The sequence below is a fragment of the Microcoleus sp. PH2017_35_SFW_U_B genome (genome assembly GCF_020737865.1).
In the GTDB taxonomy this organism is placed as follows: Bacteria; Cyanobacteriota; Cyanobacteriia; order Cyanobacteriales; family Microcoleaceae; genus Microcoleus.
In genome coordinates, this window is the sequence record NZ_JAEQDE010000078.1 from 1 (window position 1) to 21,857 (window position 21,857).

The 21,857-nt window shown below is 44.9% G+C and carries 17 protein-coding genes; 11 read left to right on the plus strand and 6 right to left on the minus strand.

Annotation, left to right across the window (positions count from 1 at the left end; all coding sequences use genetic code 11):
- Nucleotides 1-179: 179 nt before the first annotated feature.
- The 3 genes from JGK36_RS21580 to JGK36_RS21590 form a co-directional block, all read right to left on the minus strand.
- Nucleotides 180-1,268, minus strand: coding sequence for a tetratricopeptide repeat protein (locus tag JGK36_RS21580; protein WP_293181068.1), 1,089 nt, complete (start codon nucleotides 1,266-1,268; stop codon nucleotides 180-182).
- Between the two features lie 320 nt (nucleotides 1,269-1,588).
- Nucleotides 1,589-1,843 carry a hypothetical protein gene (locus JGK36_RS21585; RefSeq protein ID WP_293181071.1) on the minus strand — a complete coding sequence of 85 codons (255 nt, stop codon included), beginning with the start codon at nucleotides 1,841-1,843 and terminating at the stop codon, nucleotides 1,589-1,591.
- Nucleotides 1,844-1,966: 123 nt separating this feature from the next.
- On the minus strand, nucleotides 1,967-2,260 hold the full coding sequence (locus tag JGK36_RS21590) for a hypothetical protein (protein WP_293191035.1): 294 nt from the start codon (nucleotides 2,258-2,260) through the stop codon (nucleotides 1,967-1,969).
- 475 nt (nucleotides 2,261-2,735) lie between these two features.
- On the opposite strand from JGK36_RS21590, the gene JGK36_RS21595 reads away from it, so the two are divergent.
- The gene (locus JGK36_RS21595; RefSeq protein ID WP_293196838.1) at nucleotides 2,736-3,668 is read left to right on the plus strand and encodes a LysR family transcriptional regulator; all 933 of its coding nucleotides are present in this window, start codon (nucleotides 2,736-2,738) and stop codon (nucleotides 3,666-3,668) included.
- Between the two features lie 164 nt (nucleotides 3,669-3,832).
- On the opposite strand, the gene JGK36_RS21600 is transcribed toward JGK36_RS21595, so the two are convergent.
- Nucleotides 3,833-4,480: a Uma2 family endonuclease gene (locus tag JGK36_RS21600; RefSeq protein ID WP_293196839.1), complete on the minus strand. Its 648-nt coding sequence runs from the start codon at nucleotides 4,478-4,480 to the stop codon at nucleotides 3,833-3,835.
- 132 nt (nucleotides 4,481-4,612) lie between these two features.
- A complete protein-coding gene (gene ispD / locus JGK36_RS21605) occupies nucleotides 4,613-5,305 on the minus strand; it encodes a 2-C-methyl-D-erythritol 4-phosphate cytidylyltransferase (protein ID WP_293181083.1) in 693 nt (230 codons plus the stop codon).
- A 170-nt stretch (nucleotides 5,306-5,475) separates the two neighbouring features.
- Between ispD and JGK36_RS21610 the strand changes: the two genes are divergently transcribed.
- The 10 genes from JGK36_RS21610 to rpmB all read left to right on the plus strand — a co-directional run bounded on the left by JGK36_RS21610 (nucleotide 5,476) and on the right by rpmB (nucleotide 19,412).
- The gene (locus tag JGK36_RS21610; protein WP_293181175.1) at nucleotides 5,476-6,438 is read left to right on the plus strand and encodes a glycosyltransferase family 9 protein; all 963 of its coding nucleotides are present in this window, start codon (nucleotides 5,476-5,478) and stop codon (nucleotides 6,436-6,438) included.
- 389 nt (nucleotides 6,439-6,827) lie between these two features.
- Nucleotides 6,828-7,007 carry a hypothetical protein gene (locus JGK36_RS21615; protein WP_293181086.1) on the plus strand — a complete coding sequence of 60 codons (180 nt, stop codon included), beginning with the start codon at nucleotides 6,828-6,830 and terminating at the stop codon, nucleotides 7,005-7,007.
- Nucleotides 7,008-7,419: 412 nt separating this feature from the next.
- On the plus strand, nucleotides 7,420-7,551 hold the full coding sequence (locus tag JGK36_RS21620; RefSeq protein ID WP_293191029.1) for a hypothetical protein: 132 nt from the start codon (nucleotides 7,420-7,422) through the stop codon (nucleotides 7,549-7,551).
- Nucleotides 7,552-7,753: 202 nt separating this feature from the next.
- A complete protein-coding gene (locus JGK36_RS21625) occupies nucleotides 7,754-9,703 on the plus strand; it encodes an efflux RND transporter periplasmic adaptor subunit (protein WP_293196840.1) in 1,950 nt (649 codons plus the stop codon).
- 527 nt (nucleotides 9,704-10,230) lie between these two features.
- The gene (locus JGK36_RS21630; protein ID WP_293196841.1) at nucleotides 10,231-13,383 is read left to right on the plus strand and encodes an efflux RND transporter permease subunit; all 3,153 of its coding nucleotides are present in this window, start codon (nucleotides 10,231-10,233) and stop codon (nucleotides 13,381-13,383) included.
- A gap of 236 nt (nucleotides 13,384-13,619) precedes the next feature.
- Complete coding sequence (locus tag JGK36_RS21635) at nucleotides 13,620-14,105, plus strand: hypothetical protein (RefSeq protein ID WP_293196842.1); 486 nt, start codon at nucleotides 13,620-13,622, stop codon at nucleotides 14,103-14,105.
- A gap of 171 nt (nucleotides 14,106-14,276) precedes the next feature.
- Entirely contained in the window at nucleotides 14,277-14,966 is a 690-nt protein-coding gene (rppA, locus tag JGK36_RS21640; RefSeq protein ID WP_293181098.1) for a two-component system response regulator RppA, read from the plus strand.
- 269 nt (nucleotides 14,967-15,235) lie between these two features.
- The gene (gene rppB / locus JGK36_RS21645; RefSeq protein ID WP_293196843.1) at nucleotides 15,236-16,567 is read left to right on the plus strand and encodes a two-component system sensor histidine kinase RppB; all 1,332 of its coding nucleotides are present in this window, start codon (nucleotides 15,236-15,238) and stop codon (nucleotides 16,565-16,567) included.
- A 342-nt stretch (nucleotides 16,568-16,909) separates the two neighbouring features.
- Complete coding sequence (gene htpG, locus JGK36_RS21650; protein ID WP_293196844.1) at nucleotides 16,910-18,898, plus strand: molecular chaperone HtpG; 1,989 nt, start codon at nucleotides 16,910-16,912, stop codon at nucleotides 18,896-18,898.
- Between the two features lie 277 nt (nucleotides 18,899-19,175).
- Nucleotides 19,176-19,412 (plus strand): 50S ribosomal protein L28, encoded by a 237-nt coding sequence (gene rpmB / locus JGK36_RS21655; protein ID WP_293196845.1) that lies wholly within the window; start codon nucleotides 19,176-19,178, stop codon nucleotides 19,410-19,412.
- A gap of 199 nt (nucleotides 19,413-19,611) precedes the next feature.
- Here rpmB and JGK36_RS21660 read toward each other — a convergent pair whose 3' ends face one another.
- On the minus strand, nucleotides 19,612-21,675 hold the full coding sequence (locus JGK36_RS21660) for an adenylate/guanylate cyclase domain-containing protein (RefSeq protein WP_293191023.1): 2,064 nt from the start codon (nucleotides 21,673-21,675) through the stop codon (nucleotides 19,612-19,614).
- Nucleotides 21,676-21,857 lie beyond the last annotated feature (182 nt).

Here is a 21,857-nt window from a genome sequence, read left to right on the forward strand (position 1 = left end):
GTACCAAGAAAGGTATGTTGTTGCGATGCAAGCGCTGTTTCTTCATCCAAGAAAGAGCGCTTAAGCGCAACTACGTACCAAGAAAGGTATGTTGTTGCGCTTCAGCGCTCTTTCTTCATCCAAGAAAGAGCGCTTAAGCGCAACTACGTACCAAGAAATATGATAATTATATCCTGCGATTATTGTGGCAAAGACTGCCCGGACGACAATCGTTTAATGCCTTCCATCGCCGTAGTTTCTCCAGCTTTATCGCCGCCATCGCGGGCAATTTTCAAAGCTCGCTCGTAGGAGTTGAGAGCTTTAGGATATTGACGGAGACTTTCATAAATCGCGCCCATATTGTTAAACAAGCGTCCCATACTTGTCTTGTCACCGATAGCTTCAAACATCGGTATTGCTTGCTGAAAATAGATCAACGCTTGAGTATCTTTGCCTTGTTTGCGACAGGTAAGTGCCATGTTGTTGAGGAGGCGGGCGACGCCAGCCCTGTCTCCGATTTCCCGGCGAATTGCTAAGGCTTGATGGTAAAATTCCATCGCTCTGTTAAAGTCGCCGATGTTGTAATAGACGCCGCCCATGTTATTGAGGGTACGGCCTAAATCGCGCCGATCGCCCTCTGTGGTGCGAATCGTCCGCGCTTGCTGGTAAAATTCGATCGCCTTTGCGTAATTTACCTGCTCTGCGTACACTGCCGCGATGTTGTGAAAAGATTCTGCTATTTGAATTTGGTCGTTGGCAATTTTTGCAAGTTCCAAAGCTTCTTGGTGCAGTTTCATCGCTTCGTCAAAATTGTCCGCAAGTCGGTTGACGAAACCGATGAGATTGAGAGTGTGGGCAATGCGGGGCCCTTCGCCGATTTCTCGGTGAATGGCTAAAGCTTGTCGCAAAACTTCCAAAGCTTTGGACTGCGAACCCATTTCGGTGTAAACTTCCCCGATATTGTTGAGGGTTTCTCCGATTCCCGGTTTGTCGGCTAGTTGCTTGCGAATTGCCAAAACTTGCTCAAAAGTCTGGATTGCTTCTCGAAACAAACCCTCACGGTGCTGTTTGACTCCTGTTTCAAAGAGTTTGTCTGCTTCCGTTTTGGGATCTGTTGCTTGGGCACGCGGGGCGAAGCTATCCCGTAGGGAATCGCCCGATCGAGCTGGCCTGGCATTTATAATAGGGGCAAATGCCCGAGCGTCTGAAATTTCCAGCAAGCTGAGTGCGGGCGATACCACAATACTTATAGCTGCGAGATAGCTGAAGCGGTAAGAGTGGCAATACACCGATCGAGTCCTCCAAAAGCCCATTTATAAATAAGATAGACCTCTTTGGGGTGTTTCTGCCAAGTTTTTTTCTGTGTCGCTAGCCTCTGATACCAGTTTCAACAAAGAATGCAACTTTAAGCAAGTTGCAAACTCATGCACAAGCAGTCAATTCCACTTCTTCAATCCAAAATCGAAAATGGCTTGGCTTGGCTTATGTCTTACCATAAAGAATTGGTTGAAAGCCCGCCCGATCGGGAGAAATTAAAATCAGACTATTCATTACTCCAATACTCGGACTTAAGGGTAGAGGTAGCTCTCAAACTGTCAACTGTCAACTGTCAACTGTCAACTGTTGAACAGACTGCCATAATCAGCGGCATATAGTTGAGAGCGGAGATGACAGCAAAGTTTTTGCTCGGTGGAAGCGATATTTTTTCTGGACTGTGCAAGATGATGTCCTGTTTGTCAACTGTAATCCAAGCAATTCCTGACAAGACTTGAACTTCTCGATGATTTTGAGGCAACCTATACACCTCGTTTTTCATGAGGATTATGCGATCTGGCGCTGCACATTCGGAATATCTTTGAAGCATAGCATCTCCTTTGGAATTAATTATCCAAAATCAACAATTTCCCCGAATTTTCTGGCGGGCTGGTTTATCAAAATCTTGGCTGCTCGCAAACAATCGAAACTCCCCCACACAAGCAATAATCTACTATTGGCAATAACGCCGATCGATCCAAGCGCGTATTTCGTCATCTGTCGCCGCGCTCTTAGAGCGACCAGTCGCGCGATCGCAACCGTGCCAGCAAGTGTTACCATTGCGATCGCAGGTTTGCCAAATTCTGACCTCGTTTTCGCCAGCAGCGGCGGTGAGCAAACCTTGCCAAAGTTGATTGATAGCTGAAAAGAGCGATCGGCTTTTTGGCTTTTTGGCATATTTAGCTCGCTCGTTAATCGAAACAACGCTTGTTTTTTCGGGATACCGCACTTTTTCGTAAGTTGACATAACAAACACCTTCAAATTCTTAATTAAACAAAAATTGCACAATCAAAAATCGCAGCTAAAAGGAAGCAATAACTTGCTCGCAATTACAGCACTTTTGATAGCTCTGCAACTCCTGTACAATTAAATCTTTTACCTGATAAATCCACCCTAGCTCTGGGCAAAACAACAATCAAGTCATTACTTGCATAGGTTGTATGAATAAAATCGATAGATAAATATACCAACCGCACCCGACAGTTAGTAGGACGTTATTAATTGCTGAAAACCTTGCCTTCGAGTCCTTTTTCCTGGGAGCATCTCAGTTTTTCAAGAAGCATTTTTTAAAGAGCGGACTAAAGTCCGTACTACGAACCTTTTTTGAGCGGAACACTGTAAATGCACAACTGAGATGCTTCTTTTTTCCTTCTTCCCTCTGTCAACTGTCAACTGTCAACTGTCAACTGTCAACTGTCAACTCTTCCTTCTAGGAAACGCTATGAATGACATCAACACACGGCGGATGAAACTCTCTCAGATTCAGGCTTTGATAGCAGTAGCCGACTGTGAAAACTTTAGCGAAGCGGCTTTGCAAATGGAACTGTCACAATCCGCAGTCAGCCACGCCATCGCCTCTTTAGAAACAGAATTGGGTGTGCAATTGTTCCATCGGGGGCGACACGGTGCTCAACTGACGCCGGTGGGGGAAAGAGTGGTGCTTCACGGGCGTCAAATTGTGCGATCGTTAGAAATGATGGTAAAAGAAGCGGATTTAGAGAAAGGTTTGCAGGGAGGCCAGGTGCGGATAGTGACGTTTCGCAGCGTCGCAACTCATATCCTACCGGGTATTATTGCTCAATTTCGCGATCGCTTTCCCAAGATTGCTGTCAGCATTACCGAAGTCTATTATACCCAGGCTGTGGAGGAAGCTTTGCGATCGGGCAAAGCAGACATCGGCTTTGTTTCTCTTCCCATCTCAGATGAATTTGAAAGTAGAGAAATTTTGCGGGATAAATACGTTGTGTTGTTGCCACCAACTGCTAAATTATCAAGTGCTAAGATTACTTGGGAAGAATTAGCAAATCATCCGCTGATTTTGCAGCCGCCGGAAACTGCTTGTTCTATACCGCTACGCAAATATTTAGCAACTTCGGAGTTTCCCTTAAATATCGCTTACGAACTCAGCGAAGATTCAACTATCGTCAGTATGGTGATGGGCGGTTTGGGTGCTGCAATTATGCCGCGTTTGGCGGCGGAACCGATACCTACTGAGGTAAAAGTTTGCAGTTTACCAGCGGCTTTTGAAAGGGTAATTGGAGTGGCTGTTTTGAAGGATGCGCTGTTAATTCCGGCCGTGTTTGCGTTTTTGGATTTAGTTAAAAGTGCGACAGAGATTGAATATGATACTGATTTTCCGATTAATCCTTCATGATAAACCTAAGTTATTGGTTATTGCATAGATTTGGATTTTTTGACCGCAGATCTCAGCGAATGAACAAGGATGAACGCGGATGGGATTTTATCTGCGTTTATCTGCGTTCCTCTGCGGTTTAAAAAAAATATAGCTCCATAATTACGAACAACCAATAATATGAATCAACCGTCAGTATTCTCTCTCACCCAGTTGCGTAAATTCACCTCCGCTTCTACCTCATCTACCTGTGCTGCCGCCAAAAATTCGTAGAGCTTGGACTTGGGGAGAATCGGAAAAGTGGGGCTAACAGATACTTCCAAATACTCATCATTCTCCAGCTTATAAATTCGCCATTCTCTACCATCGTACCGCCACAACTCCGGTACTCCCATACTGGCATAGAGAGCAGGCTTGTTAATATCAGTATGGGTGATATCTATTTCTACGACTAAATCGGGTGGCGGATCTGTTGCTAAATCTACTGTACGACCGGCTACGAGGGGCTGATTTTGGATGTAATAGGCATTATCGGGTTCTGCACCGCGCTCTAGATCCGATCGATCGAGGGTTGTCGAACCCATTGTTTTTATCTTTAAACCTAGTTCTCTCACCAAAATCCGAATCAAAAACTCGATTAAGCGTGCTGAGAATTCGTGTTCTTCTAAAGGCATGGTAATTTCTAAAGTCCCTCGATCGAATGTCAATGTAGCCGCTCGTTTATCGCCCAAAATCTGGAGCAGTTGTTGATAACCCTCCCAAGTAATATCTCTAAACACCACTCGCTGTTCGCCTCGGAGTAACGGTGGTGCGATCGGCGCAACAGAAATCATATTTTTTTACTTCCAGCTATGATATTTCTAGGATAACAGAAGGAACAGGCTTTCCGGCCTGTTCCACAATTAATAAAATTATTGATTGTGGAACGGGCCGGAAAGCCCGTTCTTAAAAATAGTCAACAAATTTTATTTACTCTTATCTGTTCTCTGCCGCAAAATAAATTCAGCTAGCGCTAAATCAACGGGCGTTGTAACTTTTAAATTTGTCTCTTCCCCCTCCACAATTTGCACTGGTAAACCGCATTTTTCAAACAAAGCTGCATCGTCTGTAACTTCCCAACCTTTCTCCCGCCCTTGTTGGTGACACTGCTTTAACAATTTCACTTCAAATCCTTGGGGAGTCTGGGCAGCCCACAAATGGCTTCTGTCCGGTGTGTCTCGCACGATTCTAGACTCATCCACCACCTTAATCGTATCCTTGACCGGGACGGCGACAATCAAGCCCGGACAGCTTAAGAGAGCTGCTGAAGATCGATCGAACAATTCAGGAGTTGCTAAACACCTGGCGCCGTCGTGAATCAACACGCGATCGGCATTTGGCGGCAAGGCCTGCAAACCGTTGTAAACTGACTCTTGCCTGGTAGCCCCTCCTTGAATCAGTTCCACGGGCTTGAGCAAAGCTAAATCGCCCAGAATTGCCTTAAAATCAGGAAAATCTTCAGGCTGGCCCATAATGCCGATCCAGCTAATCTGCTGCGAAGCTTCAGCGGCGGCCAAAGTCCAACTCAGCAAAGGTTTTTCCAGCAAAGTCAGCAGCAGTTTGTTCCGCTGACTACCCATCCGTCGCCCCGAACCCGCCGCAGGAATTAATAAGTGCATTAACTAACCCTTCTTCACCCAACTAGGTATATATTAAAAGCGTCCTGTAATTTTCAGTCAGTTGTTTTGCTGTCAGCCAGTAGCTTTTAACGTCTTAAAATACTATAAGCTGATAGCTGAAAGCCGATCGCTGAGAGCTACCTCGATAGATAATAGCCCGATCGTTTATGATGCGAATACTAGCACTTGTCCCAGGCGGGATTGGCGACCAAATTTTATTTTTCCCTACCCTTGATGACCTCAAGCAGTCTTATCCAGAGGCTCAGATTGATGTCATCGTGGAACCGAGGGCGAAGGGCGCTTACCGAGTCTGCAAGTCTGTCAAAGAAGTCTTGACGTACAATTTCAAAGATCGCAATGCGATGGCTGATTTGGGAAATTTACTGGGCGTAATTCGCGATCGCGAATACGAAGCAGTTGTTTCTCTCGGCCAGCGGTGGACTGTAGGACTTCTGCTGTGGCTGACAGGCATTCCCCAGAGAGTTGGGTATTCTGGAACCAACGGCGCTCGATTTCTCACCGATTCGGTACCTCTGAAAACAGACCAGTACGCGGCTTCAATGTACCACGATTTGCTCCAAGGATTCAACATTAACAATCCAAGTCCTGCGATCGCAATTAGTGTACCAAAACAGGATATTCAGTGGGCGGAAGCCGAACAGCAGCGGTTGGGAATCAAAGAAAGCGGTTACATTCTAATTCACGGCGGTTCGAGTCAGCTAGCTTTGTCTAAAGGTATTGACAAAATTTACCCAATAGACAACTGGCAGCAAATCATCAAAGACTGCCAGCAGCGGCAGCCAAATTTACCCGTTGTGGTGGTGAAAGGGCCCGAAGATGAAGCCTTCGTGAAAAAGTTAGTCGAACTCTGTCCGAGTGTAAAAGTTATCTCGCCGGATGATGTCGGCAAGTTGGCGGCCACCATTGCTGCTGCTAATTTGATGATGTGTACTGACAGTGCGCCGATGCACTTAGCTGTGGCGGTTCAAACTTATACAATAGCTTTGTTCGGCCCGACTGAACCTGCAAAATTGCTGCCCAAGAGCGATCGCTTTTTGGGAATTAAATCTCCTACTGGTAAAATGGCTGACATTTCTCCTCAAGAGGTTTTGAAGAAAGTTTGGGGAGGCTAATTTAAGAGGGCGGGTTTTGTACGGGAATTATCTGTTGTCTGGAAGTTGGCTTGCTTAACCCGCCCCTTGTATAGTCTTTATCAAAAAGATGAGGCAGAAGTTTAGATTTTAGATTTTAGATTGAGGGATTGAGGGATTGAGGGATTGAGGGATTGATTGGTCAATACTTCATCTTTAGCTCGCTCCACTATACAGCGGTTCTCAAAAAAGTGAGGTATGCCTTATGCCCTATGCCCTATGCCCTATGCCCTATGCCCTATGCCCTATGCCCTATGCCCTATGCCCTATGCCCTATGCCCTATCGTCCGCGAATCTTTCGCTCGCTCCACTATATACTGAAAAACTGCGATTATTCTCCACCGCGAAGAAGCTTTATTGAGTGCATCTCAATGCAAGCAAATATATCTGTAGGGGCGAAGCATGACCGCAATCAATATGGGATTATAACTAATAACTTATATCCGGTCATGCTTCGCCCTCTTCAAAAACCAGATGCACCCACTTTATTGATGGCTGAAGATACTTTCAAAAAGTCGAAACAGCCGGAAACAAAGAAATTAGATCAATAAATTTTGAATTCGGAACAAGCAGAAATTGAGCAAATGAAAGACTGGTACCAAGCTTAGTACAAGGAGTAATTTAGCTCCACTAAGCAATATGTGACAGAAAGCCAAAAAACAAGTGATAGGAATCACAGCGTGTCAATTTTTCATGAAATACTTGCTTGACAAAAGCTAGAAATCTTGCTACTGAAAAGTGGCAAAAACCTTGGGCTAACATTAATATAGCTCGAACAGGGCTGTCAGCAGTTGTCTGAATTCACATCATTTCATTTTTTACGTAAAAATACTGTAGACAATTCAGAAGCCCTACCTCTAAAGTATGAGAATCACTACAAAGCTATATACAGGGTAGTCAATGATGTTGAACAGCTTGGAATCAAACACAACTTATCAATCAAACGCAGCCGGGGACGAGCTAATGAGCATTTTAACAAAAGAAATTGAAGCGAAAGAACTTGAGAAACGAGCAAAAAATCTACAGCGCAATTCCTTGGGATTAGGTAAAACTTATCTTCGGATTTTAGAATCTGGAGGGTATCTGGGCTGCTGAGCCGAAATTTCATCCTAATTTCATTTGGCAGTGAAAGACTAGGTTGAGGAGATAAATTTTAGCTCTTGGTCATTGCTTAGCAGTCGTTTCTTGAAAAATGCTAATAAGTAGCTCCGGTTAATTCGGTTGACTTACTTCTTTTGGCAAAATACCAACCGCTAAGCCTGTGGCACTCAACCTCATTTCCAGGAAAATGCCAACGATGATATTTCACCAATATTCTCAATCTCCGGCAATTATTAGCAGCTTTTCAATAACTTTGTTAAGCCTAATTTTGCTAAATTCTCCTACCGCAGTTTTCGCCCACGCGGGACACGGAAATGAATTTCACCAAAGCGGCGAAACAACTCAAACTCCTGCTGCTATTTCTGTAGATGCCGTAACAGCAAAACGGTTGGGAATTAAAGTCTCTCCGGCTACCCGACAGCGACTAGATATCGGCATCAAAACCACAGGACAAATTGAAACTTTGCCAAACCAAAAGGTAGAAGTAACGGCTTCGGTAGCTGGCAAAGTGGTAGAGTTGTTAGTTAAGCCTGGAGACAAGGTATCAAAAGGTCAACCGGTTGCGGTTTTGTCGAGTTCAGAATTAGGACAGTTGCGCGTTGAATCTCTCTCGAAACGAGCGGAAGCTGAGGCAGATTTGCAGCAAGCACAAGGCGATTTGAAACTAGCACGAGAAAATTACGATCGCCAAATTCAAATCTCTGAAGCAGAAATAATACAAGCCCAAACTCAACTGACAGCGGTAACTAAGCAGTACCAACGAGAGCAAGAATTAGTAAACAAGCGTTCAGTTGTCAAAGTTGCTAAGGAAAATTATCAACGTCAGATTGAAATAGCGCAAGCAGAGATAGCGCGGGCGGAAACTGAACTGACTGTGGCTAAGGAACAGTTCGATCGCGATCGCGAGTTAGTTGCGTCAGGGGCGATCGCGCGGCGTACAATGCTAGAGTCGCAATCTCACTTCGCCGAAGCCAAAGCCAATGTTGCCAAGGCAAAAAGCCGTCCCGAAGTTATTAAAGCCGAAACCGAAATTAAACAAGCCGAAGTAGATCTGCCGGTGCGGGAATTGCGCGATTCCCAAGGCAAGGTGGCAGAGGCAAAAGCTCAACTCACCAAGGCTCAGAGCCGCCGGGAAGTCTTAGAAGCCGAGAATCAGGTCAAACGTGGCAAAACTGCCGTACAAGTCGCTCAGTCGCGCATTCGCTTAGCCGATGCGGCTTATCAAGCACGGCTGCAACAATTAGGTGCTGTTGCGAACGATCGAGGACTTGTCACCGTAATTGCTCCGATTTCTGGTACGATTGCCGATCGCGCCATCACCCCAGGAGAGTCTGTAAGCGCTGAAAAACCGTTGATGAGCGTCTTAAATGACAGCCGGGTTTTTGCCACCGCCAACATCTACGAAAAAGACTTGAATCAGGTAAAACAGGGCCAGGAAGTCAGGGTGAAAGTTGCTAATTTGGGCGATCGTATTTTCAAGGGAAAAATCACCTTAATTGGCTCATCCGTGCAAGGAGAAACGCGAGTTATCCCAGTGAAAGCAGAATTAGATAATAGTAACGGCGAGTTAAAGCCGGGATTGTTTGCTGAGTTGGAAATTTTAACTAACAAAAATGTTACTAATGTTTTAGCAATTCCGAGTACAGCGGTAGTAGATGTTAGCGGTAAAAAAACCGTTTACGTCCAAAATGGCGATGCTTATCAAGCGGTTGACATTGAAGTCGGTCAAACTGCGGGGGATTTAGTAGAAATTAAGAGCGGTTTATTCGATGGAGATTTGATTGTAACCCAGCGGGCGCCTCAACTTTACGCACAATCTCTGCGAGGCGGTAGTAAGCCATCAACAAGCGAGGAAAAGAAAGAGGTAAGTCCTAAGGTAACAGAGGTTAACTTTAATAATTTGCCTGTGTCTTTATTGTGGGCGGGAGTTGGGGGAGGAATTGCGATCGCATCCTTGACTTTCACAGCCGGGGTATTTTTGGGAAAACGGCGCAAATTTCCAGCACTAGCAGCATCTCAAAGTCATGCCAAAAATGGTTTTTCTACCTCCGCAGTGGCAATCAATGCGAGTAAAGTAGATGAATTGCCGCATGATGACAACCACCGTGTTAAAAGCCAGGAGGCAGAAACCCAGAGTTTAAAGTAAAATTTTTGTTTACAAGTAATCACCTTGTCTGAGAGTTGATTCATTTATCTGCATCTAGAAATCTGTGCGATTCTTCTCGATCACAAATATACATCATAGGTTTTTTACGCCCTTTGAACTGAGCGCGCATGATTACTCGTTTTGAGCGCTTTGGCGGGACTGGATTGTAGTCTGTTTCGCCAAAGTTTTTTAGAGTTTGTGAGTATTTGTTGGGTGCTTTCATAATAACTATGATGAACATTCGATTGGTTATTTAAAGGATTTGTAAGGTGCGTCGCTACGAGATTGTCGTTTTTTTTGAGGATTGTAGATGGCGACGCACCCTACAGCTACTGACAGCTTACATAACCCTTAAACCAAGAGGGCTGAAGCCCAACAACGTCCGCGAATCTTTCTGAGAACCGCTATAACTTATAAATCAGACTTAAAAGAGAAACGATTTCATCCTAATTTCATTCTTGGGTGTCAATCTAGATTGAATGGCTATTTAACTGTCAACTGTCAACTGTCAACTGTCAACTGTTTAAATGTTCAGCACTATTCTGAGATGGGTAATTAATCGCCGCTGGCTAGTCGTTCTCGCCACCATTATTATTAGCCTTTGGACATTATATATCATCCCCAAAATGTCCCTCGATGTCTTCCCGCCTTTTGCACCGCCGCAAGTCGAAATTCAGACAGAAGCACCGGGCCTCGCACCGGAAGAAATCGAGTCTTTAGTAACACTCCCGATCGAAAGTGCGATTAACGGAACTCCGGGAGTAACAGCAGTGCGATCGTCTTCGGCTGTCGGCATTTCTGCTGTTAAGGTAATCTTTGATTGGGGAACCGAAATATATCAAGCCCGCCAGTTGATTACAGAAAGATTGCAACAAGCTCAAAGCAAACTCCCGGCTGGAGTAGAAACACCACAAATTTCTCCGACAACTTCTCCGGTTGGTTTGGTAATTACCTATGCTTTTACATCAGAAACTACTCCGCTGATGGAAGTGCGCCGTTTGGTTGATTGGCAAGTCACAAATCGCCTTTTGGCAGTGACTGGTGTTGCTCAAATCGTGGCTTACGGCGGCGAACAAAGGCAGTATCAAGTATTAGTCGAACCTGCTAAGCTAAAAGCTTTTAATGTGTCCTTGCAGCAAGTTGCGGAAGCGACGAAGGCTGCGAATGTTAATGCGCCGGGAGGCTATTTAATTACACCGGATAAAGAAACGTTAATTCGAGGCGTGGGGCGGATTGAATCGGTGGCAGATTTGCAGCAATCTGCGATCGCCTCTCGTCAAGGAACACCAGTCAGAATTGGTGATGTCGCTGATGTTAAAATTGGTGCTGCAATCAAGCGGGGAAACGGCAGTTTTAACGGCAAAAAAGCTGTGATTGTGATGGTAAACAGACAGCCCGTTGCCGATACTCCGACGGTAACGAAGGCGGTTGAGGCGGCAATGGCTGAGGTACAGCAAGCTTTACCTAAGGATATTAAGGTGACAGTGACTTTCCGGCAGGAAGAGTATATCAACTCTTCGGTGGAAAATGTGCGATCGGCTTTAGTTGAAGGCAGTATCATTGTCACCATCATTCTCATCCCGTTTTTGATGAATTGGCGCACTCTGACGGTGGTTTTGCTCGATTTCTTCCTAACTTGGCTGTTCGGGCTGCTGGCGATGTATTGGCTGGGGCTGGGATTGAATACGATGACTTTGGGGGGGTTGTCGGTGGCGATCGGCACTGCGATCGACGATGCGATTGTTTATGCTGAAAATACCTACCGCAATTTACGAGAAAATACGGCTTCTGGGCATCCGCGCCCGGTGATGGATGTGATTTTTGATGGCTCTCAAGAGGTGCGCGATTCGTTAATTGGAGCAACGGTAATTGGGATTGTGGTGTTTTCGCCGATTTTTACTTTGCCGGGTGTAGAAGGTCGAATTTTTACGCCGATGGGAATTACTTATTTGGTGGTTGTGGTGATTTCTAGTTTAGAATCGCTGTTCGTTTCTCCGGCGCTTTGTGCTATTTTATTACCGAACAAACGCATGAGTGCCAAGGAACCTTGGTTGCCGAGATTTTGCAAAAAAATATATCACTTTTTCATCCAATTATCAATGCGGTATTCGGCGATAGTTTTAGTTTTAGCTGCTGCTAGCATGGTGGCTGCATTAGTTGTTTTGCCTTCCTTTGGACGGGTGTTTTTGCCGGAGTTTCAGGAGCAAACTTTGGTGAATACTATTCTGCTTTATCCGGGGGTGTCTTTGGAGACGACGGATAGCGCGGCTTTTGCGATGGAAGATGCACTTAAGGACGATCGCAGATTTGAATACGTGCAAGTGCGATCGGGCAGAGCTCCGGGCGATGCTGATGCTGCGGGTGTCAATTTAGCTCACATCGATATTGGTTTGAGCGAGGAAGGAATGAAAAATCGGTCGAAAACTTTGGAGTATTTGCGGCAGGAATTTGCGAAATTGCCGGGAGTTGCACCAAATATCGGCGGTTTTATTTCTCACCGGATGGATGAGGTTTTGTCCGGTGTCAGGAGTCAAATTGCTGTGAAAATCTTTGGCCCGGATTTGAATCAACTTCGCACTATCGGTGCTCAAGTTGAAGCGCAAATGAAAACTGTGAAGGGAATTGTGGATTTGCAACTGGAACCGCAGGTGCCGGTGCAGCAGATTCAAATTAAGTTTAACCGCCAAGCTGCGGGTAGATATGGTTTGAAAATCGGAGAACTTTCGGAAATCATCGAAATAGCTTTAAATGGCAAAGTTGTTTCTCAAGTGTTGGAAGCACAGCAAACTTTTGATTTAGTTGTGTGGTTGCAGCCGTCAGCCAGAAACAATCTCGAAACTATTCAAAATTTGTTGGTTGATACCCCCCCTCTTTCCCCCCCTTATAAAGGGGGGGATGAAAGGGGGGGTAAAATTCCCCTGGCGCAAGTTGCGACTGTTACATACGGTACGGGCCCAAATACGATTAACCGCGAGAATGTGTCGCGGCTGATTGTGGCGGCGGCTAATGCTAAAGGTAGGGATTTGCGATCGGTTGTGAATGAAATTCAAGCTAAAGTCAAGCGGGAGGTGCAGTTACCGTTTGGTTATTTTATCCAGTACGGCGGTCAATTTGAGGCGGAACAAAGGGCTTCGCAGAATATTATAGTGTTTAGCGCGATCGCCTTTTTGGTCATTACCGTCTTGATGTACTTGTCCGTTAAGTCGATCGCTTCAACTGCGATGATTATGATCAATTTGCCGATCGGCTTAGTTGGAGGAGTAATTGCTGTAGCTTTGACTGGCGGTATAATTTCCGTCGCTTCCCTGGTTGGGTTTGTCACATTATTCGGCGTAGCTACCCGCAACGGCTTGCTGTTAGTAGACAACTATAACTCTAAATTTGCTGAAGGAATGCCCTTTCAAGAAGCCGTTGTTAAAGGCTCGATGGAACGCCTCAACGCCATTTTAATGACCGCTTTAACTTCAGCTTTGGGTTTAGCACCGTTAGTCTTAGAAGGCGGGCCAGGAAAAGAAATATTACAACCTTTGTCGATCGTAGTTTTAGGAGGATTGTTTACTTCTACGGCGTTAACTCTGTTAGTTTTGCCAGCTTTGTACGCTCAATTCGGGAAGTTTTTACGGCCTCAAGAACCTGAGCCTGTTGCTGAAGATGAAAAAACTGGTTTAAGTGCTTTCTAGCAACGATTCGGGCTATTGCTGAAGATTTTTTGATGATTTTCCTTGACAAGCGAATTTCTTCATGGTACCCGCCACGTGATTTATCCGTGGAATCAATCCCAAATCGAAAATCCTCAAGCCCCCGAATTTATCCGTGGAGTCGCCTCTAAAATCTAAAATCTAAAATCTAAAATCGATTGACGCCCTGTTTTAAAATGCCATAATTTACGAATAATTGTCCGTAAAGAGTCAAGCACATGAAAACGATCAAATCAAGTTTAATTATTCTCGGCAGTATCGGACTGCTGTTTTTGGGAGCTTGCGGTAAAGGCGACGAAGCAAGCGATACAAAAATCACTCCAACACCCCCTCCTGCTGCCTCAAAACCTGTCTCTTCCGCTCCCGCCGCTGCTCCTGCTGGTGCAAAAGGAGCTAAAGGCGGTCAAGTTGTCAATGCTGGAGCTTACCATTTAGAGTTTGTACCTGAAAAACAAGCTACTGGAACTCACTTAGATTTGTACCTGCAAAAAGGCGATAAAAAGGAACCGGTTCCTGACGCAAAAGTGTCAGCACAAGTGCAGTTGCCGAGTGGAAAGCAACAAACCCTAGCTCTCAAATACGATCCTGAAGGCAAACATTACGCTGTTGTATTTCCCGGCAAAGATCCAGGCCAGTATCCTGTGAAGGTGAATGCGGATATTAAGGGAGAAAAAGTAGACGGTCGTTTTACATTCACTCAATAGTTTGAGTTGAATTTAGTTGTAAAAACCCGGTCGGATCGACCGGGGTTTTGTTAATTTAGAGTTGAAGAATTAATTATATCCTAACGCAATTGGTACTTTTCAAAAGGTACGTAGTTGCGCTTTAGCGCTAAAGCGCAACTACGTACCTAGCGCGACATAAGGTTACTTTTTATGAGAATTTTGCTAGTTGAAGATGAGCCAGATTTAGGAAAGGCGATCGATCGCACTTTGAAGCAAGAAAAATACATAGTTGACTGGGCCCAGGATGGGAATGAAGCTTGGGAATATCTAGATAGTCAGTGGACGGAATACACCCTAGCCATCTTTGACTGGTTGCTTCCGGGATTGTCGGGAATAGAATTGCTGCGAAGATTGCGCGCCAAACATAGTTTTTTGCCAGTTTTGATGCTGACAGCCAAAGACAGGATGGAAGATAAAGTGGCGGGATTGGATGCGGGGGCTGACGATTATTTAGTCAAGCCCTTCGGGATGGCGGAACTGTTAGCAAGGTTGCGGGCGCTGCAAAGGCGATCGCCCCAAATACAGCCCCAACAGATACAAATCGGAAATCTCGCCTTAGATTGCGGGAATCGCACAGCTTTTTATCTCAATCAAAACGGCACCAACCAAACAATTTCGCTGACTAACAAAGAATTTCAATTGTTAGAATATTTGATGAAACATCCGAACCAAATTGTCACGACTGACCAAATTCGGAATCAGATATGGGAAGCCAGCGCAGATACTTTTAGCAATGTAGTAGCCGCTCAAGTGCGCTTGCTGCGGCGCAAACTCGAATCCGTTGGCTGTGCGAACTTAATTGAAACTGTCCACGGCGTCGGATATCGGATGAAAAGTTGAATTCTGCCTTCAAAATTACTTTTAGACTCGGCGGTTGAAACCGCGTCTACACAAACAATGTCCGCCTCCGCGGACTAAGAAAAGTTGAAATCGCATTTACACAAACAAAGTCCGCCTTTGCGGACTCAGAAAAGACTATTTATTTTCCTCCCTTCTACTAATTCTCTCTTTTCTCCTTCTCTGCGTCCTCTGCGTTCTCTGCGGTAAATAAAAAAATATCATCCCAATCAATTACCAATTACCAATTACCAATTACCCAATCATGAATTGTGAATCAAAATAAACTATTTAACCGCACTCGATCGCAATTAGCGATTTCCTACGCCGCAGTCATGGGTTTGATTTTAAGCTTGTTGGGATTTGGTGTATATAAGGCGATCGCCCACGCGCACTGGATTGCGATCGATCGCGAACTAGAATCGGTAGCGGGGACACTCCACGATAGCCTCGAAATCAAGCTACAGCAACCCGGACGCCTAGAACCAATCGTCAATGAACTTTTGCCAAACCTCCGCGTAATTGGAGTTAACGGCGTTAAAGAACAGTTAGCCGATCGCCATATTTTAAGCGCTATCAACCAAAGCTATTACTATATTCGTTTATTTGACTCTTCTGGGAAATTGATTGCTACAGCAGGCGCTTATCCCGAAACATTGCCGCCGACATTTAACTCCCAACACTGGCAAACAATCGCTGACAGCAAAGGGAATATTTATCACCAAATTTCTGTATCACTGCACACAAACACCCTGGAAGATTGGGGATACTTTCAAGTAGGACGGAGCTTGCAAGACTTCAACAGTTATCTCAGTACAGTGAGATTAATTTTGAAGTTAGGATTGCCGACAGCGTTAATTTTGGTGGTTTTTTCTAGTTGGTGGCTGGCAGGATTGGCAATGAAACCGATTTATTCTTCTTACCGACAAATCCAACAGTTTACGGCGGATGCTGCCCACGAATTGCGAACGCCTTTAGCGGCATCTCAAGCCACTGTAGAATCGGCGCTGTTAATGCCACAATTGGATGAGAAAGAAGCACGGGAAATTTTGCAGACTGTCGATCGCCAAAACCGACGATTGACTCACTTAGTGACTGATTTGTTGCTGTTGGCGCGGATGGACTCTCAAGCGAGATCCGATCGCCCTCAGCTTTGTTGTTTAAACGACTTGGTGAGCGATTTGGTCGAGGAATTGGCGGCTTTGGCGAGATCCTCCCAGGTAGCGCTAACATCCGAAATCCGCGTACAGCATCCATTGAATGTTGTCGGAGATGCCGATCGACTTTACCGTCTCGTTACTAACTTAATTGTCAACGCCATTCAATACACTCCGGCGGTTGGAAAAGTCACAGTAATCTTAGATTGCACTCACCAAGAGGCGATAATTCAGGTGCAAGATACCGGGATTGGGATAGCGGCGGCAGATTTAGGGCGGATATTCGATCGCTTTTACCGAGTCAACAAATCTCGATCGCGCCATACAGGCGGTTCGGGACTCGGATTGGCGATCGCCCGCGCGATCGCCCGCGCACACCGCGGCAGCCTCAGCGCGCGTAGCGAATTGGGCTGTGGCAGCACCTTTGTCCTGCGGTTGCCTTTGTGAGCTATGATGTGGGGAAAACTGACATCTTGCACCATTTTCAAGAACAGGCAAGATGCCTGTTCCACAAAGACTAAATCTTGTTGTGGGGTGGGCATCCTGCCCGCCGATGATAGTTTGCACCATTTTCAAGAACAGGCAAGATGCCTGTTCCACAAAAACTAAATCTTGTTGTGGGGAGTAGGGGTTGGGCATCCTGCCCGCCCGTGAAAGGCTTATTGAGAATTGTGCAAGATGTGAGGAAAACCGAATCATCTTTTTGTGGTAATCCCTTCGGCAATATGTAGCGCGATCGCCCAAAATCAATAAATAGTGATTAATCATCAGTCAGCAGAGAGAAAATCTATGACAGTTTTAGAACAGGGAACAATCTCAATCCATACCGAGAATATTTTCCCGATTATCAAGAAATCGCTATACACCGACCACGAAGTCTTCTTGCGGGAACTAATTTCTAACGCCGTCGATGCCATAGCCAAACTCAAAATGGTTTCCCGTTCCGGCGAATACAGCGGCGACATTGGCGAACCACAAATCAATATTGCGATCGACAAAGAAAACAAAACACTCTCAATTACCGACAACGGCATCGGGATGACAGCCGACGAAGTAAAAAAATACATCAATCAAGTCGCCTTCTCCAGCGCCGAAGAATTTATTCAAAAATATCAAGGCAGTGGCGACGACGCAATTATCGGCCACTTTGGACTTGGTTTCTACTCTTCTTTCATGGTCGCTCAGAAAGTAGACATAGACACCCTTTCTTACCAAGAAGGCGCACAAGCAGTACATTGGTATTGCGATGGTTCACCCGCTTTTGAACTATCAGAATCCGCCCGCACCGAACGCGGCACTACGATTACTCTCACTCTCCAAGACGAAGAACTAGAATATGTAGAAGCCACTCGCATTAAGCAGCTAATCAAAACTTACTGCGATTTCATGCCAGTTCCGATCAAATTTGAGGGAGAGGAACTCAACAAGCATAAGGCAATTTGGCGGGAAGCAGCCAGCAATTTGCAGAAAGAAGATTACTTAGAATTGTACCGCTATCTTTATCCGTTTCAAGACGAGCCGCTACTTTGGGTACACCTGAACACAGATTATCCTTTCATTGTCAACGGCATTCTTTTCTTTCCCAAATTGCGGCCGGATGTCGATGTTACCCAAGGTAATATCAAGCTATTTTGCAACCAAGTTTTTGTCAGCGATCACTGCGAAGAAATTATTCCAAAATTCTTGATGCCGCTGCGGGGAGTCATTGACAGTACCGATATTCCGCTGAACGTTTCTCGCAGTTCTTTGCAAAGCAATCGCACAGTCAGAAGAATCGCTGATTATATTGCGAAGAAAGTGGGCGATCGCCTAAAAGAACTTTACCGCGACGACCGCGATGAATACATCCGTTGCTGGCAAGATATCGGCACTTTTGTCAAGTTTGGATCTCTCAACGATGATAAGTTCAAAAAACAAGTCGAAGATATCTTAATCTACCGCAGCACCTACGAACCAACAGCAGAAAAGCCAGAAATTGCAACGCCAGAAGTGCAGGTACAAACTGAGGACGGAGATTTGTGGCAAGATGTCACTCCCAAATCGGACAGTTCTAGTTCGACGCAACCTTACACGACGCTGAAAGAGTATTTGGAACGCAATCAAAAACGCCACGAAAACCGCGTATTTTACTGCACAGAACCTGCGTCACAAGCAACTTACGTCGCCCTGCACAAAAGCCAAGGTTTAGAAGTGCTGTTTATGGATTCTTTCATTGACACGCACTTTATCAGTTTCTTGGAACGCGAATACTCAGATGTTAAATTCTCGCGGGTGGATTCCGACATCGACGACACACTAATTGACAAAGAAAAAGAAGCCGAAATTGTCGATCCGGCGACTAATAAAACTCGCAGCGAACAAGTTAAAGAACTGTTCCAAAATGCTCTCAACAAGCCAAAAGTAAACATCCGCACAGAAGCTTTGAAGTCTGACTCTGCTGAGGCGGCGCCACCTGCGATCGTCCTGTTACCAGAAGCTTTGCGCCGGATGCGCGATATGACGGCGCTTTTGCAGCAGCAAGCAGCGCAATTCCCCGATGAACACGTTTTGCTGGTGAATACGTCTCACCCGCTGATTCAAAATCTGGCTAATTTGAGTCAGGGTGCGATTATTCAAGGCGGCGGCGAGTCTCCCTCGGCGCAGTTGGCCAGCATGATTTGTCACCACGTTTATGACTTGGCTTTGATGGCCCAGAAGGGTTTCGATGCTGAAGGGATGCAGGAGTTTGTCGAGCGATCGAACCACGTCTTGACAAAATTGACTGAACGTGCAATGTAATTAACCCCCCTCCCTTGCTAAGGGGGAGTGGTTTTATACAAACTAGGTACGTTGTTGGGCTTCAGCCCTCTTTATAAGATTAGGAAAGAGGGCTAAAGCCCAACAACATACCTTAGCCCAAGCGCAAGCCAACTGCGGAAGCAAAAGTTGATTTCCCTTGCTGAGAGAGCGATCGGAGGTTTTCTTGTCCCCCCCTTAACAAGGGGGGCTAGGGGGGTTCTACGCAGTTGATATATAATAAAAGGCTGCATCAAAAAAAAGTAGTCTGGAGGGCAATATGTCACGGAAATGTCAGCTAACGGGCAAGAAGGCGAACAACGGTTTTGCGGTTTCTCACTCGCACCACCGCACTCACAAGTTGCAAGAAGCAAATTTGCAGTGGAAGCGGATTTGGTGGCCGCAGGAGAAGCGTTGGGTCAAGTTACACCTTTCTACGAAGGCGATTAAAACCTTGGAGCACAAGGGTTTGGAAATTATGGCTAAGGAAGCTGGAATTAATCTTTACAAGCTTTAAATAATCTTGTTAGTTGAGCAAAGGGCGATCGTATACATTAAAAGTGCGATCGCCCTTACTTTTATATACTGAAAAAGTTGAGGCAGAAACCGGGTTTTTTTAGATAAACACTGCATCATAACCTTAAATTTAGATAAAAAACCCGGTTTCTTGGGCATTGATGCGTCCAGGAAATTTTAACTTTTAGAGAAAAATGGTATTAGAGGAATTTTCGGCATTTCAGTAAATAAGTAGTCATCCTCCCCTTACCTTTAACTTCGATCGCACCGCGGCTTTCAAAAAAATACTTTTCTCGCAATTGCTGATAAGTTGCCACTGTCACCTGAATGCACCCAGGCGAACCGTGAGATTCCATGCGGGAAGCTGTGTTAACGGTGTCTCCCCACAAATCGTAAATAAATTTTTTAATGCCGATGACTCCAGCGACAACCGGGCCGGTATTGATCCCGATTCTGATACTAAAATCTTGATTGTGGGTATTGCTGAATTCAATAATTGCCTGCTGCATATCCAGGGCCATTTCTGCGATCGCCTCTGCGTGATCTGGGCGAGTAATTGGCAGCCCTCCCACTACCATGTAAGCATCGCCAATCGTCTTAATTTTTTCCAAACCGTGCCTTTCTGCTAAGTTGTCAAAAGTCGAAAAAATATCATTCAGCAACGCAACTAATTCTGTTGGAGAAACTCGCGCACTCAATTGAGTAAAACCTACGATGTCCGCAAATAATACAGTAACATCAGCAAAAGTATCTGCGATCGTGCTATCTCCCCGCTTCAACCGATTTGCTATTTCTTCAGGCAAAATATTCAACAACAACCGTTCTGACTGTGCTTGTTGAACTCGCAGTGCATTTAAAGTTTCATTGAGAGCATTAGTTCGTTCTTCAACTCTAGATTCTAACTCTTCATTCAGCTTGCAAAGCGCAATTTCAGCCCGCCTGCGGTCTGTGACATCCGTACCGATTGCCAGCAGCCCCGCGAACTTTCCGGCCGCATCAAACAGCGGTTTATTTGCCCAGGATACGCAAACGCGAGATCCACTGCGCCGCATACTTTCATTTTCATTTGTTGTATACTGTTCCGGGTTATTTAAAATATTGCTCAATAACACGGCCAGGTCGTTTCCCCCTGTATCTGTCTGGGGTAGAATTGTGCCAACTGCGTGTTTTCCCAGTATTTCTTCTTCTCTGTAACCAAAAAAATTCTGTGCAAACTCGTTAAAAAAAGTAATATTACCTTCTGTATCTAGTTTTAAAATAATGCTGTTAGCATTTTCGACCAATTCCCGATACTTAACTTCGCTTTGCCGCAGCAAATCCTCTGCTGATGCGCGTTCTGCTACTGTGGCAGCTAACAGCAGCGAAGTAATTACAATTACGCTCATGAAAGCCTGCAAAAATAAGATTGCTTGATTAATATTTATGGCTTTGGTAATAAACGGGCCAGATCCCTGAGAGCCTCCCCAAATGGCAATACTGGATACAATAAAATATGCTAAAACAGCTCCGCGCTGACCGAATTGAATGGTTGCCCAAATCACCAACGGAAATGGCAAGTATTCTAGGGGATAGCCGGATAGATTACTATCAGTTTTTGATGTGTATACTAGCCAACTGACTATTATTAATAGTAGCAAACATATGGCGCATAAAATTATATTTACAAGTGTTTTAATCTTAATTTTTTGTTGATTGCGTGTCGCTATCTTTTGGTAAAAGATTAGCAGCATAGGAGTAAAAATCAAAACTCCTAAGGTGTCTCCAAGATACCAATTCCACCGAATTTCCCAATATTCGCTCCAGTCAATAAGACCAGTCAAACACAGCCGCAGCGTGCCGAGAGTGCAGTTGATTTGAGTGGCAACTACAGCACCGCAAAAGATTAAACTGACTACATCAATTAGTCGATCCAGTGAGGGGCGAAACTTGAACTGTTGCAGCAAAGTAAATGCACATAAAGCTTGCAAACAACCGCAAAAAGCACTAATTGTTGCATTTATTAAGGATATTTTGAGGTTGAGAGTCTCGTAAAAAAATACGCCTAAAGCTATTCCCGGCCAAAGGCGCCGACCAAATAATAAAACTGCTGCTTGGGCAATTCCTGCGGGCGGCCAGACGCAGGTAGCTAATTTATTCACGCCGGGGATTGAAGATGCTATTTTAGCTCCTAAAGCGTAAGCAAAGGCAATGACAGCTATTTTTCCTAAATATTGCCAATTTATAGATTGAATAAATCGCATAAATTGATTTTTGTTTTGGTTCATAGTGACTTTTATATTTTTAACTAACTATACCAACCGTCAAAACTATTAGGGAATTTTTAATTATTTAAATAGAATTGTTGGCTTTGTTTGTACGGGCTAAGCACAGGTGCGTTGCTACTCAAAAAATTGATTTAAATTGAGGTTTTTTCACTAGCGACACACCCTACAACTACTATTACTTC

Excerpts from the sequence above, each read along its gene's own strand:
- JGK36_RS21585 (WP_293181071.1), bottom strand. The coding sequence starts at position 1,843 with ATGCTTCAAAGATATTCCGAATGTGCAGCGCCAGATCGCATAATCCTC.
- JGK36_RS21590 (WP_293191035.1), bottom strand. The coding sequence starts at position 2,260 with ATGTCAACTTACGAAAAAGTGCGGTATCCCGAAAAAACAAGCGTTGTT.
- JGK36_RS21595 (WP_293196838.1), top strand. The coding sequence starts at position 2,736 with ATGAATGACATCAACACACGGCGGATGAAACTCTCTCAGATTCAGGCT.
- JGK36_RS21600 (WP_293196839.1), bottom strand. The coding sequence starts at position 4,480 with ATGATTTCTGTTGCGCCGATCGCACCACCGTTACTCCGAGGCGAACAG.
- ispD (WP_293181083.1), bottom strand. The coding sequence starts at position 5,305 with ATGCACTTATTAATTCCTGCGGCGGGTTCGGGGCGACGGATGGGTAGT.
- JGK36_RS21610 (WP_293181175.1), top strand. The coding sequence starts at position 5,476 with ATGCGAATACTAGCACTTGTCCCAGGCGGGATTGGCGACCAAATTTTA.
- JGK36_RS21615 (WP_293181086.1), top strand. The coding sequence starts at position 6,828 with ATGCAAGCAAATATATCTGTAGGGGCGAAGCATGACCGCAATCAATAT.
- JGK36_RS21620 (WP_293191029.1), top strand. The coding sequence starts at position 7,420 with ATGAGCATTTTAACAAAAGAAATTGAAGCGAAAGAACTTGAGAAACGA.
- JGK36_RS21625 (WP_293196840.1), top strand. The coding sequence starts at position 7,754 with ATGATATTTCACCAATATTCTCAATCTCCGGCAATTATTAGCAGCTTT.
- JGK36_RS21630 (WP_293196841.1), top strand. The coding sequence starts at position 10,231 with ATGTTCAGCACTATTCTGAGATGGGTAATTAATCGCCGCTGGCTAGTC.
- JGK36_RS21635 (WP_293196842.1), top strand. The coding sequence starts at position 13,620 with ATGAAAACGATCAAATCAAGTTTAATTATTCTCGGCAGTATCGGACTG.
- rppA (WP_293181098.1), top strand. The coding sequence starts at position 14,277 with ATGAGAATTTTGCTAGTTGAAGATGAGCCAGATTTAGGAAAGGCGATC.
- htpG (WP_293196844.1), top strand. The coding sequence starts at position 16,910 with ATGACAGTTTTAGAACAGGGAACAATCTCAATCCATACCGAGAATATT.
- rpmB (WP_293196845.1), top strand. The coding sequence starts at position 19,176 with ATGTCACGGAAATGTCAGCTAACGGGCAAGAAGGCGAACAACGGTTTT.
- JGK36_RS21660 (WP_293191023.1), bottom strand. The coding sequence starts at position 21,675 with ATGAACCAAAACAAAAATCAATTTATGCGATTTATTCAATCTATAAAT.